Origin of the sequence: Dietzia sp. PP-33 (assembly GCF_033790845.1) — a bacterium.
Lineage (GTDB): Bacteria > Actinomycetota > Actinomycetes > Mycobacteriales > Mycobacteriaceae > Dietzia.
Genome location: NZ_JAMYEI010000002.1, coordinates 171,741 through 191,675, shown reverse-complemented (window position 1 = coordinate 191,675; position 19,935 = coordinate 171,741). Strand labels below are relative to the sequence as shown.

Annotated in this window: 14 protein-coding genes; 10 read left to right on the top strand and 4 right to left on the bottom strand. The window is 70.9% G+C overall.

The annotated features are described in order from the left end of the window. Positions 1–15: 15 nt before the first annotated feature. Both NJE57_RS05010 and NJE57_RS05005 read right to left on the bottom strand, forming a co-directional pair. A complete protein-coding gene (locus NJE57_RS05010; RefSeq protein WP_319027303.1) occupies positions 16–1,605 on the bottom strand; it encodes a S1 family peptidase in 1,590 nt (529 codons plus the stop codon). Between the two features lie 115 nt (positions 1,606–1,720). Next, a complete protein-coding gene (locus tag NJE57_RS05005) occupies positions 1,721–3,082 on the bottom strand; it encodes a S1 family peptidase (protein WP_319027302.1) in 1,362 nt (453 codons plus the stop codon). 252 nt (positions 3,083–3,334) lie between these two features. Between NJE57_RS05005 and gdhA the strand changes: the two genes are divergently transcribed. The 10 genes from gdhA (at position 3,335) to NJE57_RS04955 (ending at position 16,788) form a co-directional block, all read left to right on the top strand. Then, on the top strand, positions 3,335–4,681 hold the full coding sequence (gene gdhA / locus NJE57_RS05000) for an NADP-specific glutamate dehydrogenase (RefSeq protein ID WP_319027301.1): 1,347 nt from the start codon (positions 3,335–3,337) through the stop codon (positions 4,679–4,681). Between the two features lie 363 nt (positions 4,682–5,044). Next, positions 5,045–6,898 carry a molecular chaperone DnaK gene (dnaK, locus tag NJE57_RS04995; RefSeq protein ID WP_319027300.1) on the top strand — a complete coding sequence of 618 codons (1,854 nt, stop codon included), beginning with the start codon at positions 5,045–5,047 and terminating at the stop codon, positions 6,896–6,898. Beyond that, positions 6,895–7,092: a hypothetical protein gene (locus NJE57_RS04990; protein ID WP_319027299.1), complete on the top strand. Its 198-nt coding sequence runs from the start codon at positions 6,895–6,897 to the stop codon at positions 7,090–7,092. The genes dnaK and NJE57_RS04990 overlap by 4 nt, the downstream gene beginning before the upstream one ends. Next, positions 7,089–7,712, top strand: a complete 624-nt coding sequence (gene grpE, locus NJE57_RS04985) for a nucleotide exchange factor GrpE (protein WP_319027298.1) — start codon at positions 7,089–7,091, stop codon at positions 7,710–7,712. Before NJE57_RS04990 ends, grpE begins: the two co-directional genes overlap by 4 nt. A 74-nt stretch (positions 7,713–7,786) precedes the next feature. Next, positions 7,787–8,980, top strand: a complete 1,194-nt coding sequence (gene dnaJ / locus NJE57_RS04980; protein ID WP_319027297.1) for a molecular chaperone DnaJ — start codon at positions 7,787–7,789, stop codon at positions 8,978–8,980. Next, positions 8,977–9,405 carry a heat shock protein transcriptional repressor HspR gene (locus tag NJE57_RS04975; protein ID WP_319027296.1) on the top strand — a complete coding sequence of 143 codons (429 nt, stop codon included), beginning with the start codon at positions 8,977–8,979 and terminating at the stop codon, positions 9,403–9,405. Before dnaJ ends, NJE57_RS04975 begins: the two co-directional genes overlap by 4 nt. A gap of 190 nt (positions 9,406–9,595) precedes the next feature. Then, positions 9,596–12,049, top strand: coding sequence for an ExeM/NucH family extracellular endonuclease (locus NJE57_RS04970; protein WP_319027295.1), 2,454 nt, complete (start codon positions 9,596–9,598; stop codon positions 12,047–12,049). A 101-nt stretch (positions 12,050–12,150) separates the two neighbouring features. Further along, positions 12,151–14,796: an AMP-binding protein gene (locus NJE57_RS04965; RefSeq protein WP_319027294.1), complete on the top strand. Its 2,646-nt coding sequence runs from the start codon at positions 12,151–12,153 to the stop codon at positions 14,794–14,796. A gap of 76 nt (positions 14,797–14,872) precedes the next feature. Continuing rightward, positions 14,873–15,757: a carbon-nitrogen hydrolase family protein gene (locus NJE57_RS04960; RefSeq protein WP_319027293.1), complete on the top strand. Its 885-nt coding sequence runs from the start codon at positions 14,873–14,875 to the stop codon at positions 15,755–15,757. After that, positions 15,754–16,788 carry a hypothetical protein gene (locus NJE57_RS04955; protein ID WP_319027292.1) on the top strand — a complete coding sequence of 345 codons (1,035 nt, stop codon included), beginning with the start codon at positions 15,754–15,756 and terminating at the stop codon, positions 16,786–16,788. Before NJE57_RS04960 ends, NJE57_RS04955 begins: the two co-directional genes overlap by 4 nt. Before the next feature lie 213 nt (positions 16,789–17,001). On the opposite strand, the gene NJE57_RS04950 is transcribed toward NJE57_RS04955, so the two are convergent. Further along, a complete protein-coding gene (locus NJE57_RS04950; protein WP_319027291.1) occupies positions 17,002–18,252 on the bottom strand; it encodes a leucine-rich repeat protein in 1,251 nt (416 codons plus the stop codon). A 283-nt stretch (positions 18,253–18,535) separates the two neighbouring features. Continuing rightward, entirely contained in the window at positions 18,536–19,837 is a 1,302-nt protein-coding gene (locus tag NJE57_RS04945) for an FAD-binding oxidoreductase (protein ID WP_319027290.1), read from the bottom strand. Positions 19,838–19,935: the final 98 nt, after the last annotated feature.

The window sequence follows — 19,935 nt, the reverse complement described above, 5'->3', positions numbered from 1 at the left end:
GCGGGTCGTCGGGATTCAGTTGGTGCGCAGGGTCAGCCCGGGATGCGCGGCCAGGACGTCGGTGATCGGGACCGCCGACAGTCGCGGAGCATATCCGTTCTCGCGGGCCACGGAGTCGGCGTTCGCGCAGGTTCCGGTCTCGGCGACGTTGGACGCACTCGAGATCCCCAGGGCCTTGTCGCCCGAGAACACGACGCCTCCGCTGTCACCGGGCAGGGCACAGAGGTCGACGGTGAACGCGTTGGCGATGGTGCGAGACCCGGACACGTCGATCATCGCGCCGACCTCGGAGACGGTGCCACAGGAGAAGCCGGTGCGGAATCCGGTCTTGCAGGCCTTCTGCCCGACCACGGGGTCCGCGGTACCGGTGATCGCCTGCGTGGTGTCGGGTCCGCTGCCGACCAGGTTGGTGCGGAAGCGGTCGGCGAACTCGGGGTCGACGGCCACGAGCGCGGTGTCGATCAGGTCCTTCGTGGTCCGCGTCATGGTGCCGAACTCCTCGCCGTCGGCCAGGGCGGCGCGGGTGCCGTCGGCGCCGGCACAGTGCGCGGCGGTGACGACGACCGGCTTGCCGTCGAGTTCACCGTTGAACCCGGTGGAGCACTCGAGGATCCCGCCCGGGACCCCGACGGCGTAGGCGGTGCCGCCGATGACGGGCCCGGTCGGCGCCGGACCGTCGGCGCGGGTCTGATTCTCGGGGACCGGGGTGACGGGGTTGTCCATCGTCTGGCTCATCCCGTCGATGACGGAGCCGGTCCCCGGGGTCAGCCCGGCGAGCAGCTCGACGATCGTGCGCATCGGGCCCTCCGGGATCACACCGGCCTGGTTGAGCAAGGCGAGGCTGCCGAGGGAACCGGAATCGCCGCCGGCTCCGGCCTCCGCCTCGGCGCGGGGGGTGGCGGGAACGATCCCGTCAATGGTCGGCTCGCCGTCGGACTGGGTCCCGCCGCCCTCGCTCCCGAACGGCGCGGTGTCCCCGGCGGGGTCCGGGGCCTCGGTCATGTCGATGACGGCGAGGTCCTTCAACTGCGCGGTGAGGTTGCCCAGCTGCGCCGCCTCCCCGCCCCGGGTCTCGACGACCACGGCGTTGCGGGTGGGGTCCACCCGCACGCCGGTCACCAGGGCGCCGAGGTCCTCGGGGAGGTCTTCGACGATCCCGCTCACCTGCCGCTCGCGGGCGGCGAGCTCTTCCGTGGTCATGGCCACGTCCTGCACGGTGAACCCGGCGTCCGCGGCCTCGGCGCGAAGTTCGTCCCCGGCCTCGCCCGCGACAACCCCCACCAGTCCCGTACCGCCCTCGTCCAACCACACACCGCCGAAGGACTCGCGGAAAGCCTGTTCCCAGCGGGGTCGGGCCTCGGCGAGGCGCTCGCCGATCCCGGCCTGGTCGAGGAACTGCTCGGGGGTCAGTCCGAGATCCCGGCGCAGTGCCTCGACCAGGGAGCTCAGCTGCGGTCCGAGGGCGTCGTCGAGTGAGGGGAGCGTCTGCGTGGCCGCGGGCGCGGGGGCCGCGGGGGTCGGCGTCGGGGCCGCTCCGGCGGGCGTCGCGGTGACGACCAGGGCCGCGGTGGCGATGAGGGCTGCGAGCGTGGAGGTGGTGCGCATGATGGCCTTCCGTAATGCACGGGTGGACGACTTCAGGTCGACCAGTCGCGGCCAAGATTACGGAGATGTGATTACTGAGTCCAGTGTGACACGTGTGATTAGTGGGATTCGTGTGTCACGAGGCGCCCACCTGTAGTCCGGGGAAGCGGGCGGCGATCGACCCGACCGTCACGCCGACCATCATGGGGACGGCTCCGATACGTGCGAGGTCGGTGCGGGCGTCCTGGCAGCTCGGGTAGGGCTGGCCTCTGCTGTCGAAGGCGTTGGACAGACTCGTCACGGCCACCGCCCGCGTCTCGGAGAACACCACCCCTCCGCTGTCTCCTGAGATCGCGCACAGGTCGATCTCAACGTTCGTGGTGCCGCCGGGGAATGCCGAGTCGACGCCGGACACCTTCCCGCACGTGTATCCGGTGCGTTGGCCGTACTTGCAGAGGACCTGACCCACGACCGGCGACTGGGTGCCGGACAGCGCGAGGGGCAGGGCGCCGGCCCCGAGGACGTGGGAGTTGCGAAAGCGCGGCTGGTCCTCCGGGTCGACGGTGATCAGCGCCGCGTCGAGGGCCTCGTCGGCCTCAGCGGCCGTGAACGCCCCGAGCCTGGGGGGCGAGGACCCTTCCGAGATAGTCCCCGGGAGGAAGGCGGGCCGTGACGTCGCCGGGTCGGTGAAGGAACTGCAGTGGGCCGCGGTGATGTTGACGACCCGCCCGTCGCGGATCCCGTTGAAACCGAGCGAGCACCAGTTGGCGTACGGGCCGGAGGGGGAGCTGACCAACACCCGCGTCCCGCCCACCAGGGAATCCGGGAGCAGCGTGGCGGGGGGCTGGGTGGTGGGGGGCGCGTCGGGAAGGGTCGCCGTCGACGACCCGACCGAGCCCTGGGCGGGCCGGAACCCCGCGGACCGCACGCCGGCCCCGAGGTCCGCCGGGGGTCGGGGGACGGCCGCGGAGTCCTCCACCACCACCGTGACGTCGCCGGTGGAGGGGTCCACGTCGATCGTGGTGACCGCGTCCCGTTGTCCCGGGGGCAGGGAATCCGCCCAGGCCTGCACCCGGTCGGCCGTCTCGTCCAGTTCCCGGGCCGGGGCGGGGGCGGAACGCACGGTGAACCCGCGGGCACGTGCGTCCTGCGTGAGCAGATCCACGCCGTCGGCGCCGTGTACCACCGCCACCTGGCCGGTGGCCCCCACAATGCGGACGCCGGCGAAGGCGGTGGGGAAACGGACCGTGTAGTCGTCCGAGGCCGCGGACAGCCGTTCGGCCAGCGCGGACTGCTCCCGGAAATCCCCCCGGGTGGCCCCGAGCTCCGCGAGCGCGCCCTCGAGGGAGTCGTGTTCGGTGGCACTCGTCGCGCGGGAGTCGTCCGACGCCGGGGTCCCGTCCCGGGGATCGGCCTGGGCGGCGACGGGCGCGGTGACCACCGCGACGGTGAGCAGGGCACCGACGCCCCAGAGGCGCGGGCGGGTCAGGTGTCGCATGAAGGTGGTGGTCCTCTCGCCGGTGGGACCGGCCGGGTCCGCAGACGTAGATCGTAGAGCCGGATCCGCCTCGGCGACGGGTTTCGGCCCGGGGAGTCCGCGGTGGGGTCCGCCGCGGGCTGACTCGGAGATCCGCCCGGACTGGAGCTAGGCTGCGGCACGGCGATGACGCGGCCCGAGGCCGTGGTGCCATCCCTGTGACAGCAGTCCGATGTGTCGCCCAGTTCGAGTGACCCGCAGACCGGAGGTCCCATGTCCGACGCCGACGCCGCACTTCACGAGGCGCTCGAGACCGTGGTGCGACGCAATCCCGGTCAGAGACTCTTCCGCCAGGCCGTGCACGAGGTGCTCGAGTCACTCGCTCCCGTGGTCAAGCAGCACCCCGAGTACGTCGAGGGCGGCATCCTCAAGCGGATCATCGAGCCCGAGCGCGTGGTGTCCTTCCGCGTGCCGTGGGTCGACGACTCGGGAGTGATCCAGGTCCAGCGCGGGTTCCGTGTGCAGTTCAGCTCCGACCTCGGCCCGTACAAGGGCGGTCTGCGGTTCCACAAGTCCGTCGACGAGGACACCCTGAAGTTCCTCGGCTTCGAGCAGGTCTTCAAGAACGCGCTCACCGGCCTCGGGCTCGGCGGAGGTAAGGGCGGTTCCGACTTCGACCCCCACGGTAGGAGTGACGGCGAGGTCATGCGCTTCTGCCAGTCGTTCATGGCCGAACTCGCCCATCACATCGGGGCGGACCTCGACGTGCCGGCCGGCGACATCGGTGTGGGCGCCCGCGAGATCGGGTACATGTACGGCCAGTACCGCAAGGTCACGGGCCGCACCGAGGCCGGAGTGATCACCGGCAAGGGGATCGGCTACGGGGGATCCTGGGCGAGGACCGAGGCCACGGGCTACGGACTCGTCTACTACGTCCGCGAGATGCTGCGCGAGACCGACTTCAGCCTCGAGGGCTCACGCGTGGTGGTCTCCGGTTCCGGCAACGTCGCGCTGTACGCGGCCAGGAAGGCCACCCAGCTCGGCGCGAAGGTCGTGGCCTGTTCGGACAGTTCCGGGTACGTGCTCGACGAGGCCGGCCTGGACCTCGACCTGCTGGCCGACGTCAAGGACGTCCGTCGCGAACGCCTCTCCGTCTACGCCCGGGAGAGGGGCGACTGCGAGTTCGTCGAGGACCGCCCGGTGTGGGAGGTCGCGTGCGACATCGCGCTGCCGTGTGCCACCCAGAACGAGCTCGACGGCGACGCCGCACGGACTCTCGCGGCACACGGATGCCGGGTGGTGGCCGAGGGTGCCAACATGCCGTGCACCGAGGAGGCGATCGAGGTGATCCAGGCGAGCGACATCCTCTTCGGTCCCGCCAAGGCCGCCAACGCCGGCGGCGTGGCCACCAGCGGCCTGGAGATGCGGCAGAACGCGGGCCGCCTCCAGTGGGACTTCGAGCGGGTCGACTCCGAGCTCGACCGCATCATGACCAACATCTACGCGACCACCGCCGCGACCGCCGAGGAGTACGGCGTCCCGGGAGACCTCCTCGCCGGCGCCAACATCGCCGGGTTCCGCCGGGTCGCCGATGCCATGTTGGCACAGGGTGTCATCTAGCGCAGGGTGTCATCTAGCGCAGGGTGCCGTCTGGTGCAGCGCGTCATCTGATCCGTCCGGGGCAGGCGGCCGCACCTCGTCGTCGTCGTTCGTCGTTCGTCTTCTCCCTGCCACTCTTCCCGTTGAGTCGGGTGGGCTCACATAATTGTGTGAGTTGGATCACTCCGGGAATTGATGTGGGGCCTCCCGGGTTGTAGAAGGCGTCAAACCTCAGCGAGTCGGACTCAACTCGGGTTGACGACGCCACCGCCGACAGGCAGTGTGGAGTCACTGATCCGAGCCTTGAGCCGGGTCTGCTTAACAACCAGAGTTTTCACGACCACCCCGTCCGCGCGGTACGAGCGCGGAGAGAAGGAGAACATCATGGGACGTGCAGTCGGTATCGACCTCGGCACCACCAATTCCTGCGTCGCCGTCCTCGAGGGCGGCGAGGCCAACGTGATCGCCAACGCCGAGGGGTCGCGCACGACCCCGTCGGTGGTCGCGTTCGCCAAGAACGGCGAGGTCCTCGTGGGTCAGCCGGCCAAGAACCAGGCGGTCACCAACGTCGATCGCACCATCCGCTCGGTCAAGCGCCACATCGGCACCGACTGGAAGTCGGACTCGATCGACGACAAGAACTACACCCCGCAGGAGGTCAGCGCGCGCACGCTGCAGAAGCTCAAGCGCGACGCCGAATCCTACCTCGGTGAGGACGTGACGGACGCCGTCATCACCGTCCCCGCCTACTTCAACGACGCCCAACGTCAGGCCACCAAGGACGCCGGCCAGATCGCCGGGATGAACGTCCTGCGCATCGTCAACGAGCCCACCGCGGCCGCCCTGGCCTACGGGCTGGACAAGGGCGACAAGGAGCAGACCATCCTGGTCTTCGACCTCGGTGGCGGTACGTTCGACGTCTCCCTGCTCGACATCGGCGACGGCGTCGTGGAGGTCCGCGCGACCTCGGGCGACAACCACCTCGGTGGCGACGACTGGGACCAGCGGATCGTCGACTGGCTGGTCGAGAAGTTCAAGGCTCAGAACGGCATCGACCTCACCAAGGACAAGATGGCGCTCCAGCGTCTGCGTGAGGCGGCCGAGAAGGCGAAGATCGAGCTGTCCAGCGGACAGTCCACCTCGATCAACCTGCCGTACATCACGGTCGACGCGGACAAGAACCCGCTCTTCCTCGACGAGACGCTGTCGCGCTCGGAGTTCCAGAGGATCACGCAGGACCTGCTCGACCGGTGCCGCAAGCCGTTCCAGGCCGTCATCAAGGACGCCGGGATCGCCGTGTCCACCATCGACCACGTCGTGCTGGTCGGCGGCTCGACCCGGATGCCGGCGGTGTCCGACCTGGTCAAGGAGCTGACCGGTGGGAAGGAGCCCAACAAGGGCGTCAACCCGGACGAGGTCGTGGCCGTGGGTGCCGCGCTGCAGGCCGGCGTGCTCCGCGGTGAGGTCAAGGACGTGCTCCTGCTCGACGTGACCCCGCTGTCGCTGGGCATCGAGACCAAGGGCGGCGTGATGACCAAGCTCATCGAGCGCAACACGACCATCCCCACCAAGCGCTCGGAGACCTTCACCACGGCGGACGACAACCAGCCGTCGGTGCAGATCCAGGTGTTCCAGGGTGAGCGCGAGATGGCGGCGCAGAACAAGCTGCTCGGCTCGTTCGAGCTCGCGGGTATCGCCCCGGCGCCGCGCGGCGTGCCGCAGATCGAGGTCACCTTCGACATCGACGCCAACGGCATCGTCCACGTGACAGCCAAGGACAAGGGCACCGGCAAGGAGAACACGATCATCATCCAGGACGGCTCGGGCCTGTCCAAGGAGGAGATCGACCAGATGATCAAGGACGCCGAGGCCCACGCGGAGGAGGACCACAAGCGCCGCGAGGAGGCCGACGCCCGCAACCAGGCCGAGTCCACGATCTACCAGACGGAGAAGTTCGTCGCGGAGAACGAGGACAAGGCCCCCGCGGACAAGAAGGAGTCCCTCCAGGCCGCGATCGCGGAGGCCAAGACCGCGCTCGAGGGCTCTGACGTCGAGGCCATCAAGGCAGCGGTGGAGAAGGTCAACACCGAGGCCCAGGCCGTCGGCCAGGCCATCTACGAGGCCTCCGCCGCCGAGGGCGCCGAGGCCGGCGAGGGCGCGACCAGCGGGTCTGCCGACGACGACGTCGTCGACGCCGAGGTCGTGGACGAGGACGAGCCGAAGGGGGACGACAAGTGACGGACCCGAACGGAGTGCCCGATCCGGGCGACCCCGACGCCACCGACGAGGAGGCCGTGGACGAGAAGTTCGTCCAGGACGACCCGGTGGCGCCCGAGGCCGAGATCGTGGCCGAAGGTGCGACCGACGTCGAGACCGGTGAGGTCGAAGCGGCGCCCGACGACGACGAGACCCCCCGAGGTGAGTTCCAGTGACCACACCACACGCGGACGGTCCGGAGACGGACAAGGCCGCCTGGGCCGGCGGTGACGCAGAGGACGTGGCCGCCGCGCAGGCGGCCGACGAACAGGCCGGGGCCGAAGCAGACGAGACGGTGGAGGGCGAGATCGTCGACGACGACCCGGCCCCGACCGACGGCACCGGCCCGGTGGGCGCAGGGGATGCGCCCGCCGACGACGCCACCGCGGCGCTCCAGGCGCAGCTCGACGAGCGGACCGCGGATCTGCAGCGAGTCTCGGCGGAGTTCGCCAACTACCGCCGGCGCGTCGAGCGGGACCGCCAGGCCATCATCGACACCGCCAAGGGCTCGGTCCTGACCGAGCTGCTGACGATCGTCGACGACCTCGAGCGGGCACGGGCGCACGGGGACCTGGAGGAAGGGCCGCTCAAGGTCTTCGCCGACAGGGTCCACGCGGTCCTGACCTCCCAGGGCGTCGAGGCCTTCGGCGAGGAGGGCGACGCGTTCGACCCGGCGGTCCACGAGGCGGTGCAGGACGAGTCGGAGGGCTCCGAGCCCGTGCTCGGCACGGTCCTTCGCAAGGGCTACCGCCACGGCGAGCGGACCCTGCGGTCGGCGATGGTCACCGTCCGCTGATCCGCACACCGGCGGCCGAGGTGAAATAGTAGGAACTGAGAAGAGTACGAGCTGATGAGGAAAGGAGGCGTCTGGTGAGTCAGCGCGAATGGGTCGAGAAGGACTACTACGCCGAACTGGGCGTCTCCAAGTCCGCCAGCCAGGACGAGATCCGGAAGGCGTACCGCAAGCTCGCGAGCGACAACCACCCGGACAAGAACCCGGGGAACACGTCTGCCGAGGAGAAGTTCAAGCGGGTCGGCGAGGCCAACAGCGTCATCGGTGACCCCGCCAAGCGCAAGGAGTACGACGAGTTCCGGGCCCAGGTCTCCTCGGGCGGATTCGGCGGCTTCGCGCCTCCCGGTGGGAGCAGGTTCACCACCACCACCGGCGGCGGCGACTTCGACATCGGCGACATCTTCGGTGGTCCCGCGGGTGCCGGCGGCGCCGGAGGGTTCTCCGACCTGTTCGGCGGCCTGTTCAACCAGGGCCGCGGAACAGGACCGGGAGCGGGAGCGGGCCGCGGTCGGGCGCAGCGGCCGCAGGGCGGGCAGGACGTCGAGACGGCCCTGACCCTGTCGTTCCGCGAGGCCGCCCTGGGCGAGACGGTGCAGATCCGGCTCTCGTCCGCCTCGCCGTGCCTGACCTGCCACGGAAGCGGTGCCCGTCCCGGGACCAGCCCCAAGGTCTGTGGCACCTGCCACGGCGCCGGGGTCACCCAGCGCTCGCAGGGGGCGTTCGCGTTCGCCGAGCCCTGCACGGACTGCGGCGGCACGGGGTCCAAGATCGACGACCCGTGCCCGGACTGCTCCGGGAGCGGGGTCACCGACCGCGCCCGCACCATCAACGTCAAGGTGCCAGCCGGCGTGCAGGACGGCCAACGCATCCGGCTCTCGGGCCAGGGTGAGGCAGGGTTCCGCGGCGCGCCCTCTGGTGACCTGTACGTGACCGTCACCGTGCAGAAGGACGCGGTGTTCGACCGCGACGGTGCCGACCTGCTGGTGGACCTGCCCGTCTCCTACCCGGAACTGGTGCGCGGGGCCCAGGTGTCGGTGCCCACGCTGACCGGCCGGGTGACCGTCAAGGTCCCGGTGGGGTCGCGCGACGGCCAGATCCTGCGGGTCCGGGGCCGCGGCATCGCACGCAAGTCCGGAACCGGGGACCTCAAGGTGACCCTCCGGGTGGCCACGCCCCCCGCCGGGATGGCCGAGGCCGAGCTCGCCGCGTACGACGACGCGCTGCGGGCGGCGGGCTTCGATCCACGGTCGGGCTGGGCCGGGTCGGCATGACCCCCCGGCGGGACGTCGGGGACCTGGGCCCCGATGACAGCGTCCTGGTGATCTCCGTCGCCGCGGAGCTCTCGGGACTGCACGCCCAGACCCTGCGCACCTACGACCGACTCGGGATCGTCACGCCCGAACGCACCACCGGGGGCGGACGCCGCTACTCCCTGCGCGACGTGGCCCTGCTCCGCGAGGTGCAGAGGCTCAGCCAGGACGAGGGGGTCAACCTCGCGGGGATCAAACGGATCATCGAGCTGACCAACCAGGTCGACGCCCTGCGCGGTCGGGTCTCCGAGCTGATGGACGAGGTCGCCGAGCTCCGGCGGGCGGCGGGTACGGCCGGCCGGTCCAGGGGCGAGCTCGTGCACGTGCCCAGATCGACCTCCGTCGTGGTGTGGCGGCCCCGGCGCGAGCGGGACGACCACCGCTGACCCGGTGATCGCCGGTCCCGTGCGAGTGGTGTCGCCAGAACGCCGGGCCGGGTTCACCCGGGCGTCTCCTCGGCACCGTCTGCGCATCATTTCGTGGCCATAGCCTGACCTCGCCCCGGGCCGGGACGTGGCATCGCCCTGATGTGACTCCGCGTGGCCGGGTTCGCCACCCCGAAACGGAGTCCAACAGATGGAACGCCCCACCCCCAGACGCCACCGCCGGGCAGTCGCACTGTCGACGACGGCCGTCCTCGCAGCGGCACTCGCGCCTGTCACCGCATCACCCGTGGCCTCCGCCCAGGAGGCGCACACGCTGCTCATCACCGAATACGTCGAGGGCACTTCGTTCAACAAGGCGATCGAGGTCACCAACACGGGCGAGTCGCCCGTCGATCTGTCCGGGTACCTGGTCGAGGTGTACAACAACGGTTCCACCTCCACCTCCTCGAACGATGGCCTCGCCGGGACCCTCGCGCCCGGCGCCTCGTTCGTCTACGGCAGCTCGCGAGCGGTGTTCACCGTGGACCAGGGCACCGGGGCGGGACTGTGGAACGGCGACGACGCGATCGTCCTCCGCGCCACCGACGGCGGCGTCGTGGATTCGTTAGGCCAGGTCGGGTTCGACCCCGGCGCCGCCTGGACCAGCGGTGACGTGAGCACCCTGGACCGCACTCTTCGTCGCGCGGTGGACGGCGTCCCGGACACCGACCCGTCGGACGTGTTCGACCCGGCCGCGCAGTGGACCTCGATGCCCGTAGACACCGTCGACGGGCTCGGCAGCTGGCCGGACGGTGACCCCGGCGAGGAGGAGCCGCCGGTCGAGGAGCCCACCGGTGAGTGCGGGGACGCGGCCGCCGCCGTGGGCGCCGTCCAGGGACCGGGTGCGCAGTCCCCGATGGCCGATCAGTCCGCCACCGTCGAGGGCGTCGTGGTGGGCGACATGCAGACCGGCGGCTTCGGCGGCTACTACCTGCAGGATGGTGGGGACGGCGACGCCGCCACGTCGGACGGGGTCTTCGTCTACTCCGAGACCCCCGCGGTGTCGGTGGGGGACCGGGTGCGGTTGACCGGAACGGTCTCCGAGTACTTCGGCATGACCCAGATCCGGCCGACCTCGAGCGAGGTGTGTTCGACCGGCCAGGTGCTCCCCGCGCCGACCGAGGTCTCCCTGCCGATCGCGGACCGCGGCTCGCTCGAGCAGTACGAGGGCATGCGGGTGACGCTGCCGCAGCAGGTGACGATCATCGAGGCGTTCAACTACGACCGCTACGGCCAGATCACCGTCTCCACCGGCCGGCAGTTCCAGCCCACCAACCAGTTCGAGGCGGGCACGCCCGAGGCGCGCGCGCTGGCGCAGGCCAACGCGGCGGACCGGATCATCATCGACGACGGCCGGGGCGTCCAGAACCCGGACCCGGCGATCCATCCGGACGGCGCGGAGTTCACGATCGACCACCGTTTCCGCATGGGTGACCACCTCGACGGCGTGACCGGCGTGCTCGACTACCGCTTCGACGCGTGGGCCGTCCAGCCCACGCAGGGCGCCACCCACACCGTCGCCAATCCCCGTCCGACGGCGCCGGCTCTCGAGGCACCGCTCACCGTGGCCGGGGCCAACGTCCTCAACTACTTCACCACCCTGCGCTCGGACGACCGGAACGCCCGCGGCGCCCTCACCGCCACCGAGTTCGAGCGCCAGGAGGACAAGATCGTCGCCATGCTCGCGGGCCTCGACGCCGACGTGGTGGGGCTCACGGAGATCGAGAACAACGACGACGTCGCCCTCCGAGCCCTGGTCGGCGCACTCAACGCCCGGGTCGGCGAGGGAACCTACCGCGCGCTGGAGACCGGTCGGCTCGGTACCGACGCCATCACCACGGCGTTCATCTACAAGCCCGCCGCCGTGACCCCCGAGGGTGACTTCAAGGTCCTGGACGAGACCGTCGACCCCCGTTTCGTCACCAGCAAGAACCGACCGGCCCTGGCCCAGGTGTTCACCGACACCACCTCCGGCGAGGACCTGACCGTGGTGGTCAACCACCTCAAGTCCAAGGGCTCGGCCTGCACCGATCTCGGCGACCCGGAGGACCCGGACGGCCAGGGCAACTGCAACAGGGTGCGTACCAACGCCGCCCGGGCACTCGCGGACTGGCTCGAGAACGACCCGCAGCTTGCGGCGTCGGGACACTCGCTGGTGATCGGTGACCTCAACTCCTACGCGAAGGAGGATCCGATCCTCGCCCTGAACGAGGCCGGTTACGTCGACGCGATCGGTCAGCACGTCGGCCCCGAGGTGTATTCCTATGTCTTCGACGGCCAGCTCGGCTACCTCGACCACGCCCTGGCCAGTGCCGGGCTCGCCGGGCACGTCACCGACGTGACCGTGTGGACGAACAACTCCGACGAGCCGGACCTGATCGACTACTCCATGGAGTTCAAGAAGGACGCCCAGGACATGATCTACGCACCGGACACCTACCGGGCCTCCGACCACGATCCCGTCCTCGTGGGTCTCGACCTCTCCGATGACGGTGGCCCGCAGGAGCCCACCGACCCCCAGGAACCGGGTACCGGTTCGCTCTCAGGGTTCACCGGGTCGATCGCCACCGCGCTGCGCTCGCTGTTCGCCGGTTCGTCGGCGTAGTCGCCACCACGCAGGAACCCGGCCCGGACGGACCGTTGTCGCCGTGTCCTTCGACGTCGGTCGAATTGTTATAGGTAATCCTTACCTTATATATTGATCCGATGACGTTCGTGCGGGTAGGACACACCGGGCGCGTCGGGGGACTCGCGAGGGCTTTCGCCGCCCGTGGTCGAGCAGTGGCCGTGATCGCCGACGAGACCACCCTCACCCATGCTGACCTCGCGAGACGCATCTCCGACCGCGCGGGCGACTACCCGGCGGTGGAGACCGGCCGTCGGATCATCGGCCTGGTCGCGGGCAACACCGTGGAATTCCTCGTCGACTACCTCGCCGCCTACGAGGCCGGGCACGTCGTGCTCCTCCTGCCCCCGCACTCGGCGGCGACCCGCGGGCTCGTCGACAGTTGGCGCCCGGACGTCCTGGCGGGCGACGGCAGGGCCGTCCCGGCCGCCGCGCACCGCACGCCACCGCGTCACGAGCTCCATCCGGACCTGGCACTGCTGCTGAGCACCTCGGGCTCCACCGGATCGCCCAAGCTCGTGCGGCTCTCGTCGAGGTCGGTGCTGGCCAACGCGCGCTCGATCTCGGAGTACCTGGGAATCGTGCCGCAGGACCGGGCAATCACCACCCTCCCCCCGCACTACTGTTACGGCCTGTCGGTGATCCACAGTCATCTGCTCGAGGGCGCGTCCGTGGTGCTCAACGAGGACTCCGTGGCGAGCCCGGAGTTCTGGGAGCGTGCCGGTGCACACGGGGTGACGACCCTCGCCGCCGTCCCGCACACGGTGGAACTGCTCGAACGGGTCGGCCTGGACCGGCTGGACCACCTCACCCGACTGCGCTACCTCACCCAGGCCGGCGGACGTCTGGCCCCGGAGAAGGTGCGCACGCTCGCGGGGCGACTCGAGTCCAGGGGTGCCGAACTGGTGGTGATGTACGGCCAGACCGAGGCCACTGCCCGGATGGGATACCTGCCCCCGCACCTGGCCCGCAGCCGGGCCGGGGCCATCGGAATCGCGATCCCCGGCGGAGCCTTCCGGGTGGACCGGCCGCGGGGAACGGATCCCGAGGCCCCCGGGGAGCTGGTCTACAGCGGGCCCAACGTGATGATGGGGTACGCGCGCGACTCCGCCGATCTGGGCCGCGGTCCCGAGCTCACCGAACTACGCACCGGCGACCTGGCGCGGATCGCCCCCGACGGCCTGGTGGAGATCGTGGGCCGGATGGGGCGCGAGGCCAAGATCTTCGGCCACCGGATCGACCTCGGGCGGGTCGAGGCCGCGCTCGCCGACCGCGGCGTGGACGCCTGGTGTGTGGGTGAGGCGGACCGGCTGGTGGTGGTGACCCGGGCGGGGAACGACGACGAGCCCGCGGACACCCCGACCGCCGCCGGCCCCGGGGTCGGCGGACTCGCCGCCGCCGCCGCGTCGTCCTCGGGACTGCCCGCCTCGGCGGTCGAGGTCATGGTGGTGGACGAGCCGCCGCGCACCCCGGCGGGCAAGGTCGACCAGATGGCCCTGCGCGAGCTCGTCGCCGCGCGGGACCGGGCGGGGACCGCGGGCGCCGCCGGACCGCCCGGAGCGCTCATCGCCCACGCCCTCGGCCTGGACCCGGAGGAGATCGACCCCGACGCCAGCTTCGTCGACCTCGGCGGCGATTCCTTGACCTACGTGGTGCTGTCCACGCGGCTCGAGGACCGGGTGCCGGGCCTCCCGCGTGACTGGCACCTGCACCCGATCCGGGAACTGGACGAACTGGCCCGGGCGGCCGTTCCCCCCGCATCCCGCTGGTGGGCACCGTGGCGGGCCTGGGCGCGGGTGGACACCTCCGTCGTGCTGCGCGCGCTGTTCATCCTCATGATCGTCGGTTCCCACACGCGCGCCATCGCCGTCATCGGTGGCGCCCACGTCCTGGTGGCCCTGACCGGGTATTCGCTGGCCAGGTTCCGGCTGCACTCGGAGCAGGCCCGCGAACGCGCCCGCGGGGTCCTGCGCACGGCCGGGCGGATCGCGATACCGGCGGTGCTCTGGCTGTTGATCGTCACCCCTCTCACCACCCGGTACCACTGGTATTCGCCGCTGCTGGCCACCAACGTCTTCGGCCCCCGCTCCTGGTGGGAGGACCGCTGGTGGAACCCGTGGCAGATGTGGTTCATCGAGGCCGTGGTCTACGCGCTGCTCGGGGTGGCGGCGCTCATGGCGATCCCCGCGGTGAGCCGCCTCGACCGGCGGTGGCCGCTCGCGCTACCGGCCACGCTCGTGGCCGCCGGACTCACCGTGAGGTTCGGGCTGATCGACCTCGGTGGCGGCCCACAGGTCTGGTACTCGGCGCCGGCCGTGCTGTGGCTCTTCGGTCTGGGCTGGGCCATCGAGCGCAGCGCCACCGGTGGGACACTCTGGCCGCGCCTCGGATGCTCGGCGGTGGCCCTGCTGTGCGTGCCGGGGTGGTTCGGTGACCCGGGGCGCGAACTGGTCATGGTGGCCGGGCTGCTCGCGCTCATCTGGATCCCGTCGGTGCGGCTGCCGCGACCGGTGGCACGGGCGCTCACCCCGCTCGCCGCGGCGTCCCTGTTCATCTACCTCACCCATTTCCTGGTCTACCCCCCGATCCGCGACGCCGGTCACCCGTGGCTGTCCTTCGCCGCGTCGATCGTCGTGGGGATGGCCGTGTGGATGCTCTGGGAATGGAGTGCGCGCGTGGCCCGGCGATCCGCACCGAGGGCGGCCCGGGCGCTCCGGCGCGGGTAACGTCGGGGAAGGCCAGAGCCCAGCCGGAGGCCACCCGCCCCCACCCCCAGAGCTCCCGAGCCCCAGGAGGACCGCCGTGCGCATCGCCGCAGCCCAGATCCTGTCCGGACGCGACCCGGCCGACAACCTCCGACTGGTCCGCGAGGCGGTGTCCGAGGCGGCCGCCCACCGGGCCCGGATCGTGGTGCTCCCCGAGGCCACCATGCGCGCCTTCGGGGCCGGCAGGCTGGACGAGATCGCCGAACCCCTCGACGGCCCGTGGGCGACCGGGGTCGCCGAGATCGCTCGTGAACACGGTGTCCTCGTCGTCGTCGGCATGTTCACGCCCGGCGAGGGCGGCCGTGTCCGCAACACCCTCCTGGTCACCGGCCCCGCCGGGGGCGGCGAGGAGCTCCACCTGGGCTACGACAAGATCCACCTGTTCGACGCGTTCGGGTTCGCCGAGTCCGACACCGTCGAGCCCGGCGACTCCACCCGCGTGATCACCGTCGACGGCGTCGGGATCGGGCTGAGCGTCTGCTACGACATCCGTTTCCCCGGCCAGTACCGCGAGCTCGCGGCCGCCGGCGCACGGGTGACGATCTGCGCAGCGTCGTGGGGGTCGGGCCCCGGCAAGATCGACCAGTGGCAGCTGCTGGCCCGGGCCCGCGCGCTGGACGCCACCACGTTCCTCGTCGCCGTGGGCCAGGCGGACCCCGAGGCCGAGGGGGCGCAGGTCACGCGCGGCGCCCCCACCGGCGTGGGCCACTCCATGCTGGTCGGGCCGGACGGGACCGTGCGCGACGAGGCGGGGCCCGGCGCGGGGCTGGTGATGTTCGAGATCGACGACGACGAGGTGACCGACATCCGGAAGGCGATCCCGGTGCTCGCCAACGGCAGGGTCACCGAGACACCGGCCACCGAGACACCGGCCACCGAGGAGTCGGCCATCGAGGGGTCGGCCGAGGAGGCAGGACAGTGACCGGGCCACGCGACGGCAGCGCAGGCGGCGGGGGCGAGGCCGACCCGCCCACCGAGCCGAACCCATCCGTGGATCCGCCGACGCAGCAGATCCCGCCCGCGGACCCGCCGACGCAGCAGATGCCGCCCGCCGATCCGCCGACCGAGCATCTCCCGCCGGTCGAGGGCGAGGGGACCGGTACCGCGTGGTCGCAGTACCCCGCCGGCCCCGCGGCGGCGGCGCCCACGGGCAGTTACCCCACCGGCGGCTACCCGACCGGCGACATTCCCCCGCAGGCCAACGTGCCTCCGCCGGGAGACGTCCCACCCCCGGCCGACGGTGGCGGCGATGACCGGGACGACGACGGCGGTGGCGGGGGCGCGACCCCGTGGATGATCGTCGCGATGCTCCTCGCGGTGGTGCTGGTGGCCGGGCTGATCGTCTGGCTGGTCAACGCCACCGGCGGCGACCGGGAACCCGTGGCCATACCCACGACCACCACCGCCACGGCCACCCCGACCCCGCGCACCACGCCGAGCCCGACCACACCCACCACCACCGGCCCGCCCGGCGTGGCCGAGCGGTGCTCCCCGGGATTCGTGGCCGAGGAGCTGGGCGACGACACGACCGTGCGCGAGTGCGACGGGCGGTTCCTGCTGGTCAGCGGCGAGGGCGGCGACCTCGAACTGCTGTCCTGGCAGGGCGACTCCTGGGAGTTCCTGGCGGAGCCCTCGTCCGATGTGTGTCGCGAGCAGCTGGAGCAGCTGGGCGTGCCGGATCAGTTCCGCCGCGTCTTCCAGCCCTGCCAGGCGCCCACACCCAGCCCGACCACACCCAGCCCGACCACGCCCAGCCCGACCACCCCGGCGACCACGCCTGCGAGCCCGACCCCGCCCACGGCTTCCACGACCGTGACCACGCCCCCCGCGCCACCGGCGGACCCGGGCGCCGGTGGGGTCGAGGAGGGCGCGGCCGCAGGCGACGAGGCTGCAGACGACGACACCGAAGACGGAGACGGCGAGCGCACCGGCGGTGCCGCCGAGGAGGCCTGACCTTCCGCCCGGCCTGGCACGACCCTGCCCGCTCACGCGCGCAACTCCTGCAGACGATCACGATATTTCGTGGGCGTCTGCAGGAGTTGCGCGCGTGTATCCAAAGAGGTCGAACACCGGGTTTGCTCGAGGTGCCGGCGGCGACCGTTCCGCGATGCGCCCGTCGACCTACCTCAGGTTGGTGCTACGGGTATGCGTGGCCTGAGCTTTGGGTTACGCCCCGGGGGTGGACAGGGCCAGAGAGCCGAGACTGCCACTGACCGAGGAACTCCATCCCGGGGTCACGGGCTCGGTCGGGATGCTGTCGGGTTGCCATCCTGCGTAGAGGGTCAGGTCCTCGGTGACGGGAAGCTCGGAGTTGAAGAGGGTCTCCAGCTCGGGCGTGGTGTGCCACCCGGTGAAGGTGTACCCCTCGCGTGTCGGGCTTGGAGGCAGTGTCAGCAGCTCGTCTTCCCACGCGGTGACCGGGTCGATGAGAGTGCCTCCGCCGGTGTCGAAGGACACCGCGTGACCGCCGGCGTACGCGCTGTAGCCGAGCCATTCGGGAGTGGTGTACCCCGACTCGGCTGACTGCGCCAGAAACCGGACAGGAAAAGTCACTGTCAATCCGGATGCGGTGCCCAAAGACGGGTCCTCGCTATCGGTCCCGTCTATCGTGGCCGGAGCCGGGCCGGTAAACCGCACCCGCGTCATATCGGCATTGTCTCGGAACGCGCTTGCACCGATTGCGGTAACTCGGGGCGGAATCACCACTGACGTCAACTGATTCCTGGTGAACGCGTAGTCCCCGATTGTGGTGAGGCTGTCGGGAAAGGCTACCGACGTCAACTGATTGGAGCCGAACGCCCCATCTCCGAGAGTGGCGAGGCGTTCGGGCAGGGTTACCGATGTCAACTGGTTGTCGTTGAACGCGTACTCCCCGATTGTGGTGAGGCTGTCGGACAGGGTCAGCGTCGGCAACTGGTTGTAGTAGAACGCGTGGCCCCCGATTGTGGTGAGGCTGTCGGGCAGGGTCACCGACGTCATCCCATTTGCGAAGAACGCCCCGTCCCCAATTGTGGTGAGGCCGTCGGGCAGGGTCACCGACGTCAGATGGTTTTCGGAGAACGCGTGGAATCCGATTGTGGTGAGGCCGTCGGGCAAGGTTATCGACGTCAACTGCTTGTTCTCGAACGCGGAGAGCCCGATGCCGGTGACGGTGTAGTCGGTGCCACCGATCGAGACGGTGTCGGGGATCACCACGACCGACCCGAACCCGGCGTTGTAGTCCGTGGCGGTGGCGCCAGCGCCAGCGCCGTCGGTGTCGACGGTGTAGGTGACGCCATTGAGGATGTTGCTCGCCGGATCAGCGCGTGCGGGCGCGGCCGCGGCGATGGTGAGCATGCTGGCCGCGAGCAGCATTGCGAGTACAAGCGCCAAGTAGCGGTGGAGCGTGGGGGAAGCGGGGAGAATCGGGGTCGACATGGGGTTCTCTCTGACGAGTCGAGCACGTCGTACCACCGGGAACGAAGCGGGGTCGGGGTGCGCTGGGCATGGGTGCGATGAACCATCACACCGGCCCAGCAGCGTGCGCAGGGGCCGAACTATCCGCGATGTGAGCAAACGCTAACACTTGTGGGGGTTAGTGGGTAGCCCTCGCCGCGATTACCGGAGCCGGCAGCGGAATGGGGAGGACGCCAGAGGGGGCCGGGCGCGCGGGCCGCTCTGTGTGGTCGCCCGCGCGGCGTCGTGCTCTGAGAACGAGCGGTCAGGGCCGGTCGTAGCTGATGTTCTCCCGAGGGGTGCCCACCGCGACCATCCCGCGGACGGTCGCCCGCAGCATCTCCGGCGAACCGGACAGCAGCACCTGACGGTCGGCCCACGAGCCCCAGCCGGTCACCACGTCCACGAGCGTCCCGGTCTGCCTCCGGTGCAGGGTCCGGGGCAGTTCCTGCCGCGCTCCCGCCCACCACGGGTCGGTGTCGGACTCGGAGACCGGCTGGATGGTGAGCCACGGCGCGGTGGCGGCCAGGTCGACGAGTGTCGGCAGATCGTAGAGGTCGCCGGGGTGCCGGGCGCCGTAGAACAGGTGCACTCGGGGGTTGTAGGCGTGACGCATCATGTCCAGGATGAGGCAGCGCAGCGGGGCGATGCCGGTGCCGCCGGCCACCATCAGCACGTCGCGGAAGGGTTCGGTGCGGTCCACGTCGAGCATCCCGAGTGGGCGCGCCAGGACCCATCGGTCGCCCACCCCGACGCCGCGGACCAGAGACCCGCTGAGCGCGCCACCGGGGACGTCTCGGACGTGGAACTCGATCTGGCCCGCCGGGTTGGCGGGGATCGACGGGCTCAGCCGGCGCCAGACGCCGGGTGTGTACGGGGTCAGGACGCTGAGGTACTGACCCGGGTGGTAGTCCAGCATCACGTCGGAGATCAGCCTCACCACCACGACGTCGCGGGTCGGCCGGAGTACCTCCACGACGGTGGCGCCGACCCGCGCGGGCCCGTGACCCGCGGCCGCTCCCTCCCGGAGGGCCGTGGACAGCACCCGGTAGGCGGTGTCCATGGTGGTGGCCAGCCGGTCGTCCCAGCCGCGGCCGGCCAGGTGACGCAGGGTGTCGGTCAGGGCCTCGCCGAAGCGCTCGTGGTGGCGGGTCGAGAGCTCGAGCTTGCGGTGGTCGACCCCCAGGTGGCGGGCGAACTCCACCACCCGCTCGACCTCGGCGCGGTCGCCGCGGGCGTTCTCGACGGTCTCGAGCGCCCACGACATCGCGCGGACGAACTCGCCGAGCACCCCGGTGGCGTCGCGGGGGAAGATCTCGCGGAAGTCGGGGTCGATCGCGCGGAGGGCTCGGGCGAACAGTTCGGGGAACCGCGGGTCGGTGAGGAGATCACGCAGCGCCAGCAGCGGGGGAGTCTCCTCGGAGACCGGGACGGGGTCGGTCAGCGGGGTGGCGGTGGGGTCGACCGCCCGGCCGAGGAACGGCGCGAGGTCGATGTCCGAGACGAGGCGCTCGACGTCCGGGGCGGGGAACTCGCCGTCGTCGTCCGCCCCTGGGGTTCTGACCACCTCCACGGCCTCCCTTCCTGCCCTCGGTGTCCGCCGGTGGCCCAGGATAGCCGTCGGTGCGCGTCACCCGTCGGACTCGACCTCCGCCGTCGCCCGGG

Bases quoted from the DNA above. Each gene is read 5' to 3' on its own strand.
- gdhA (WP_319027301.1), top strand. From the start codon at position 3,335: ATGTCCGACGCCGACGCCGCACTTCACGAGGCGCTCGAGACCGTGGTG.
- dnaK (WP_319027300.1), top strand. From the start codon at position 5,045: ATGGGACGTGCAGTCGGTATCGACCTCGGCACCACCAATTCCTGCGTC.
- NJE57_RS04975 (WP_319027296.1), top strand. From the start codon at position 8,977: ATGACCCCCCGGCGGGACGTCGGGGACCTGGGCCCCGATGACAGCGTC.
- NJE57_RS05005 (WP_319027302.1), bottom strand. From the start codon at position 3,082: ATGCGACACCTGACCCGCCCGCGCCTCTGGGGCGTCGGTGCCCTGCTC.
- NJE57_RS04970 (WP_319027295.1), top strand. From the start codon at position 9,596: ATGGAACGCCCCACCCCCAGACGCCACCGCCGGGCAGTCGCACTGTCG.
- NJE57_RS04965 (WP_319027294.1), top strand. From the start codon at position 12,151: ATGACGTTCGTGCGGGTAGGACACACCGGGCGCGTCGGGGGACTCGCG.
- NJE57_RS05010 (WP_319027303.1), bottom strand. From the start codon at position 1,605: ATGCGCACCACCTCCACGCTCGCAGCCCTCATCGCCACCGCGGCCCTG.
- NJE57_RS04950 (WP_319027291.1), bottom strand. From the start codon at position 18,252: ATGTCGACCCCGATTCTCCCCGCTTCCCCCACGCTCCACCGCTACTTG.